The organism is Sulfurovum sp., assembly GCF_041551015.1.
Taxonomy (GTDB): domain Bacteria; phylum Campylobacterota; class Campylobacteria; order Campylobacterales; family Sulfurovaceae; genus Sulfurovum.
Genome location: NZ_JBFENQ010000092.1, coordinates 1 through 7,240, shown reverse-complemented (window position 1 = coordinate 7,240; position 7,240 = coordinate 1). Strand labels below are relative to the sequence as shown.

6 protein-coding genes and 1 riboswitch are annotated in these 7,240 nt (G+C 35.0%); of the genes, 3 read left to right on the top strand and 3 right to left on the bottom strand.

The window, feature by feature from the left end:
• The first annotated feature begins 372 nt into the window (after nt 1-372).
• From ABZC96_RS06920 to ABZC96_RS06910, 3 genes are all read left to right on the top strand, one after another.
• Nucleotides 373-1,272, top strand: coding sequence for a cytochrome c (locus ABZC96_RS06920; protein WP_373030028.1), 900 nt, complete (start codon nt 373-375; stop codon nt 1,270-1,272).
• Between the two features lie 13 nt (nt 1,273-1,285).
• Complete coding sequence (locus tag ABZC96_RS06915; RefSeq protein ID WP_373030026.1) at nt 1,286-2,539, top strand: FAD-dependent oxidoreductase; 1,254 nt, start codon at nt 1,286-1,288, stop codon at nt 2,537-2,539.
• A 178-nt stretch (nt 2,540-2,717) separates the two neighbouring features.
• Nucleotides 2,718-3,251 carry a hypothetical protein gene (locus ABZC96_RS06910; RefSeq protein WP_373030024.1) on the top strand — a complete coding sequence of 178 codons (534 nt, stop codon included), beginning with the start codon at nt 2,718-2,720 and terminating at the stop codon, nt 3,249-3,251.
• Between the two features lie 323 nt (nt 3,252-3,574).
• Here ABZC96_RS06910 and ABZC96_RS06905 read toward each other — a convergent pair whose 3' ends face one another.
• From ABZC96_RS06905 to ABZC96_RS06895, 3 genes are all read right to left on the bottom strand, one after another.
• Nucleotides 3,575-4,678, bottom strand: a complete 1,104-nt coding sequence (locus ABZC96_RS06905) for a lactonase family protein (protein ID WP_373030023.1) — start codon at nt 4,676-4,678, stop codon at nt 3,575-3,577.
• A gap of 34 nt (nt 4,679-4,712) precedes the next feature.
• Nucleotides 4,713-4,809, bottom strand: a riboswitch (cyclic di-GMP riboswitch).
• Nucleotides 4,810-5,002: 193 nt separating this feature from the next.
• Nucleotides 5,003-5,689: a hypothetical protein gene (locus ABZC96_RS06900; protein ID WP_373030021.1), complete on the bottom strand. Its 687-nt coding sequence runs from the start codon at nt 5,687-5,689 to the stop codon at nt 5,003-5,005.
• 263 nt (nt 5,690-5,952) lie between these two features.
• Nucleotides 5,953-7,167 carry a Fic family protein gene (locus ABZC96_RS06895; protein WP_373030020.1) on the bottom strand — a complete coding sequence of 405 codons (1,215 nt, stop codon included), beginning with the start codon at nt 7,165-7,167 and terminating at the stop codon, nt 5,953-5,955.
• Between the last annotated feature and the right edge of the window lie 73 nt (nt 7,168-7,240).

Genomic DNA, 7,240 nt, shown 5'->3' with positions numbered 1-7,240 from the left:
CCTATTAAACATCGCTATCTAAATAAGACACCAGAAGATATTGCAAACCTTATAACCTTCTATATAGAGCAGTTTATTGAGGAGATTGATTCTGTGGAGCATGGTGCACAGTAAGAAGTTCACTACAGAGTATAGACTATAGGTATGTATCTATAGTCTATCTCTTTAATATAGTACAGGTTTAAGTGATAAGACTTCTCAAGAGCAAACCATTTAATTCAATCTAAACACTTTATATTATTCTTAAGCCTTAAAATAAATACACTTTACAAACAAAAATCACTCCCAGCTAACACTTAACTAACACTTCCATAACACTTGAGTAACACTGTTCAGGCTACACTACCTCATAAACAAATTAAAAGGACAGATATGAAAACAACATCATTGAAATTATCCGCTTTGGCAGCAGGATTTATTTTGGCAGGATGTGGTGGGGGAAGTTCTTCTACGACAAGTACAACTCAAATAAGTAAAATTAGCGGTACAGTTCCCGGAACTTTGATCGAAGCATTTTGTGTGGATGGAAGTTACTATAAAGTAACATCTACTGATAACAATACAAATGAGCATCCATTTGAGATTGAGATTCCCAGTACAGTGAGCTGTTCTTTGGTTATGACTACAAATGAAAACGACGAAGCAAAAAAAGTGATTACTCAAATCGGTGTGATCACATCTGATGCTAATGGAACAGTCTTTAGAGCAACAGGAGATATTAATCTTGGTCACATCCCTCTTGCGATGGACCCTTCTGAGATCAATGATGCTAACGGTGATCATGTCTCTGATGACATACTGAGCATTCAAGTTGACGGTATATCAATTGAGGTCGAACTTGAAAATCCTCTGGATGATGATGACGATGGATTAGTAAATGTCTATGAAGATGATGACAACGATGGTATTTACAACCGTGATGATGACGATGATGATGGTGATAAAGAAATTGATATAGACAATGACCTTGATGATGATGGTATTGACAATGAGAATGATGTTGATGATGACAATGATGGTTATGCAGATACTCCTTTACCTACAGCTTACACAGCTGATGCAGGAAAACTTTTAGGTTCCCAATGTGCTCAGTGTCATGGTACAAATGGTGTTTCCTCAACTGAGTGGGACAGTATTGCAGGCGAAGATGAACTTGAAAGCGAGATCTTTGAAGATGATGAACCAATTATGAGTGCACAGGCTCATGGATATACCAGTGAAGAGATAATACTTATTGGCAACTGGCTAAAAACGCTTAAAACTAACGATTAAAAAAGGATACTAAATGAAAACAACCCATTCAAATTCAAGACGAAACTTTATGAAGTTTGTAGGAGCAAGTTCACTCTTTGCAGTTACTCCTAGTATGGCTAATGATACCACTACTCCACACATTGTGGTAGTTGGTGGTGGATTTTCAGGGGCAACTTGTGCAAAGTATCTAAAAATGTGGGGTGGTAGCAGTGTGATTGTCACTATCATAGAAGCAAACCCAACCTATGTATCACCTATATTAAGTAATTTGGTTCTTAACGGACAGAAAACAACCTCTGACTTATCATTTACTTATGGTGATCTGAGCAGTAAATATAGTATAAATATGATTCACAGTACGGTAAACAATGTCGATAAAATCAATCAAAGCCTTACTTTGGAAAATGGAAACAGTATAAAGTATGATAAATTGGTCTTGGCATCAGGTATTGACTTTATCAAAGTGAATGATTACGATATCACTAAAGTACCGCATGCCTGGAAAGCGGGAGAACAGACGGATTTGCTAAAAGAACAGATTGATGCAATGGTTGATGGTGATATCTTTACCATGACTATTCCCGCTGCACCTTACCGTTGTCCTCCTGGTCCTTATGAGAGAGCTTGTGTGGTTGCTGACTATCTCAAAAATGTTAAAGGGTTTAATAACTGTAAAGTAAATGTGTTGGATGCCAATGCAAATATTACAGTAGAAGCAGATACTTTTGGTGCAAAATTTGCAGAGTATGGGGTAGAGTACAAACCAAGTGCAACAGTTGAAGCTGTTGATGACAATACCAAAACTTTAACATACACAGAAAATGGTGTTTCAAAAACGTTAAGTTCAACGGTTTTAAATGTTATACCAAAGCAAAAAGCAGCTCCTGTCATTTTTAAAGCAGGGGTTAACTCTGGAAACTGGGCACCTATTAATCCATTGAGTTATGAATCTGTTATGGCCAATGGTATTTATATTATCGGTGATTCACAAGGAACAGGACAACCAAAAGCAGGACATATGGGCAATTCTGAAGCAAAAGTGTGTGCAGATGCTATTTTGAGAACACTGAATGGTGTTGCATTATACGCTTCTCCAAAGACAAACTCAGCTTGTTACAGTCCAACTTCTACAACTGAAGCCTCATGGCTAACAGCTGTATTTAAATATGACACTAATGAGCAAAAAATGGTTATTGCCAATATAGCAGCAGGTGAACCAACCACTAGCAATTATAGTAAAATGTTTGCATGGTCAGGGAATCTGTTTTCTGATACTTTTGCTTAATATCTAAGTTAACAGTGTAAATTAGTGAGGAGGAAAACAGTCGTTATGATGAATGTAGATGTAGGTAAACGAAAATACCTATATCTTCACATTCTTTCCACAGTAGTAGGGCATAATACATTTTAATGATATAATAATATAATAATTATTATAAAATAAAATTTTAAAAGGGGTTTGTGTGAAATTCTTTATATCCTCTCTACTATTTGTTCTGTTTTCATCTTCTTTGTCCGCTTTTTCTTTTAACGGGTGGCATTCAGGAATGATGCTTGAGCATGTACTGGAAACAAACCATCTTGAACAAAATAACTTTAAACATGACACATGTAGCAGTACTTGTAGGGATCTTTATTTTACAGAAAATATTCTTGGAGCAGATGCTAAAATCACGCTTCATTTTACATTGAACAATAAAGTGCTTTACCGAGTAGAAGTACTTTGGGGTTATGGTGTCAAAGAGGAAGATATGCAAAAATTTACCGATGAAGTTATTGCATTTTTAGACAGAAAATATGGTGAAATTCAGGTAGGTACAGGACCCAACTATCATGAATATGTTACCTTCAAAGAAAAAAAATGGCAACCAGAACCAAACACGGAAATAGTTGCACGAAGAGGACTTTCTTTTTTCGCACTTACCCTTACGGACATAGAACTTAAGAGTAATCATGATTTTGAAATGTCTCAACTTCTAAAAGAGAAAAAGAAATAATGAGAGTTTTCATTATAAAACATCCTATATAGAACATTTTATAAGGTTTTCTATGGGAGGGTACATATTTATGGGCTGAAAACGTCGCTACAGCGATAAACGTTATAAAATATGTTAGATTATAAGGTTTTGACTTTTAGAAAATAATGAACTTACTAGACTTGTTCTTTAATTGTTTCATAACAAGACTAAGTAACTTGCCTAAAATTAAATTATTTGTAGTTGAAAGATAAAGTTTTAGAAAGATATACTAGAGAAACACAAAAGTGTCCCTCTAGACTTTGATTTATTAAGGTTTTTCAAAAACCAGATAACACATAGTATTAAGGAACATATCCTGTAATAACTCTTTTAGGTCCATCGCCTACTGCATATGTATCAATTGTTGTCAAAGAACCATTTGTTTCAATGCTATATGCTGACACATTATCATCACCATAATTTGCTACATATGCAAACTTCCCATCAGAACTTATGTCAATAGATTTTGGTCTATTTCCTGTAGCTGTTGAATCAACCAAAACTAAAATACCATTATCATCAATAGAATATCCAGTAACATCATCATCGTCAAATGCTGTAAAATAGATATACTCTCCTGAAGGAGTTAGCGCAGTACTTTTTAAGCCATTAGATGGATTATCAATTGGGAATCCATCCAATAAAGTTAAATTACCATCTGTTTGATTGATTGTAAATCCATAAATTTCAGTACCCCAAGCATTACCCGAATACAGGTATTCACCATTTGGTGTTACTGCAAGCCAATTGAATGCTGCTTGTCCATTATAATCAATACTACTCGTATCTGCAGAAAAAGAACCATTTTCATCATATATCATATGCGAATATATCTGTCCTTCTTCTGATCCCACAAAGAAGAACTCTCCTGAAGGATGCATTACAATTGAATGTGCTTCATATTCATCTGTAGGCGATGTAGTAAGTTCAGTTAATACACCTGTATCACCATCGATACTAAATGCAGAGACTTCATAATTATCTTGATTTGCTATATAAATATATTTACCATTTGGTGTGATAGCTCCATTCAATGCCATTGTCATATTAGCTTCTGACACAAGTGTAAGTCCACTTTCTCCTATTGAATAGACTCCTACGGAACCATTATTATCCCAACTACCTTCTGCAGAAGCAGAATTCATAACTATTAGAAACTTACCATTAGGATGGATAATAAGATCTGATAGTTTATAACCTACCGAAACATCATCTACTTTTGTCAATGTTCCATTGGCCTCCATATCAAATACAGATAATGTGCTCTCATTTGTATTAGCTGTTAACACCACATTATCTGGCATTACTGAAGAGCTTGGAGATGTTTTACTGTCACATCCACTCATTGTCATTGAGACTATACTTGCAAGAAATAATGAAGCCAAGTTTAATTTTGTCATTTTCATGGCATTCTCCTTTATGTAATAATATTGTCTGTGATTGTGTAGCCTGGCGATCTTTTGTGTGATATTTAGATTAATAACAAAGACCCGTGGCTTTCTGGCCCTATCTCACGATAAGTGTAGCATTTTTACAATGTAAACATTTTGATTATATTTTTACTACGCTTAAGGTTTTATTAAAATATATTATATTTAAATAAAACCTTATAAAATATATAACTTTATGAGGTTTTCTTGGCAAGTATATTCTATGTTAGATTATAAGGTTTTCATAATTGCATTAACCAAATTTGATTGGGATATAATATTTTGTTAGGGTTAAAATCATTACTTGGCAATCCGTCTTCGCCGTTTTCTTATAAATAATAAAATAAACAAAACTAATAAAATAAAAGTATACAGAGGCCACAAAAAGAAATACCACAAAAATGAATAACTGCTTACATATGATTTAAAACCAAGAGGCGGTTTAATCCACAATGAAACCTTTTCTCCCACAAGTTGCTTTCCTACCTCTAAAACTGTTATTTGAAATTCGTTAATACCTGAGTCTAATGAGTACTGCACATCAGCAGATGGTGGCCAGGAAAATTTAGATGGATTATTATCTTCCTTGTAAATTATCAAATTTCTACTAACGGTTGTAGCGCCAGTCCCACTTATAGGCATTGTTTCATATATCACATCTTGATTGGTGTTGCTTAACAGTAATTTTATAGGTTCACCTGGATTTTCGAACTTTAATATTCCGGTTTCTCTCCAATTTCCTACAGTTTTATACTCACCTAATTCGGGTCTTGAATCTCTACCATTAATATTAAATATAAATTTTAATGAGATGTTATGCGGTAGAATTCTAAATAGTTTAACATCGATCTTTTCCCCTTCAATTAATGAAAGCTCAAGTTTTGTTGTTTTTGAAGATGCTAAAAATGCAGCTGTGCCAATAATAACAAGTATTGTAAGAATACAGAAAACAAGCCATAAGTTTTTGTCTTTATCAGTATTATTCATATTTACTCTAGTCCCTAACTATTTATTCAAGGAGCAAAGTGTCCTATTATTACGATATTTCAGTATTAAGAGTATATCCAAAATGCCTTGTTTGCAAAACCTTATAAAATATATAACTTTATGAGGTTTATTTACCCGTCAAGGATCATAAAAAATCATTAGAGATTTATTCCAAAGTCTGCAATGGAAACAAGGCATTTCAGTGCGATAAGGTCAAGGCTGTTATTGGTGGTGATAATCTATAGTCACGCCACTAATTGCAGTTAGCTTCCAGATATGAGGCCTGGAAATATCACAGAGGCAAAGTGCGCATTAAACTTAATGCGAATTGCACCTTTTGGCGTATCCGATTCTAGAAAATCTCGATCAACAAGCTCTTTGATTAGCTTTGTTGCGGTACTGATAGAGGCATTAATGATACTCTTTACATCTCCTCTTGCAACTTCCCCTTTGATCAAAAGTGCTTTTAAAAGAAGGTCGCTGTGTTTTGGAAGCGGTTCAGTATTATACATCCCAGCTCGAGAAAACTCTACATACTTTTCTATTCTGTCGCCAAGGGTCTGCAACTGCAACACACTCTCCATATACTCTACTTGATCTATGGCTGTTTGCAGCATAAACCTAATATAGATTTTCAACCCTTCTAGTGAAAGAGGGCCTCTTCCATCTCTGTCTCCCTGTCTTGGCCAGTCTGCAATGCTTAAGTGCTTTTTGTATTCACTGGATGATCGTGCTAATCCCCGAGAGATATTCCACATCCCGTAGCCTTCAAGCCCTATACCTGCAAATATACCATCCAGTACCAGTCTTGAAGTTCTTCCGTTGCCATCTAAAAACGGGTGAATCCAAGATAGTCTATGGTGAGAAGCGATAGCGTAGATCACTTTTGTTGACTGCATAAACCGTGGATATATCTTATATCCTGACTCATATATATTAAAGAGAGAAGAGATAAGAGTGTGATCAGGAGCCTCATGTCCCCCCACGTATACTAACCTGTCACGAAATTCTCCAGGAATCATCTTTATGGTTGTGCTTGGGTCGGTACTCTCAGGTACAGTCGGAATATGCAAAAAAGACTCCATGTCTTCATGAGAGTAAAACTTCCTATGTACATCCTGAATAAATTGTCGTGTAAATATAATAGAGTCATCACTCTCTTTTAATCTATCTTCTATCCACTTTTGCACCTCAATATGAACCAAAGACAGTTTTTGCAGTCGTTGATGTTTTAGATCTTCCGAGAAGATCTTACGTGACGCTTTTTCAATTTCAAAAGGATGAGTACCTTCGGATTCAATCATGTTGGAGTAGTAACTGTTTATTACTCTTAGCATGTTTTTTATTCCATTACGTACCTGTATAGGATATCCTGCTCCAAGGGCTGCACTTTTCAGACATAGTGTTTCAGACATCTTCAAAAGTTCTTCATCCATACGGCTATCAAGATTATTTGGTAGTAATGGCGTAAAATACATACATGAGTCCTTTTTTGTTTATTATATCATAAAAATTACGAATCTTTTTATTAATATGTAATACTATCATATT

Bases quoted from the DNA above. Each gene is read 5' to 3' on its own strand.
- ABZC96_RS06920 (WP_373030028.1), top strand. From the start codon at position 373: ATGAAAACAACATCATTGAAATTATCCGCTTTGGCAGCAGGATTTATT.
- ABZC96_RS06915 (WP_373030026.1), top strand. From the start codon at position 1,286: ATGAAAACAACCCATTCAAATTCAAGACGAAACTTTATGAAGTTTGTA.
- ABZC96_RS06905 (WP_373030023.1), bottom strand. From the start codon at position 4,678: ATGAAAATGACAAAATTAAACTTGGCTTCATTATTTCTTGCAAGTATA.
- ABZC96_RS06900 (WP_373030021.1), bottom strand. From the start codon at position 5,689: ATGAATAATACTGATAAAGACAAAAACTTATGGCTTGTTTTCTGTATT.
- ABZC96_RS06895 (WP_373030020.1), bottom strand. From the start codon at position 7,167: ATGTATTTTACGCCATTACTACCAAATAATCTTGATAGCCGTATGGAT.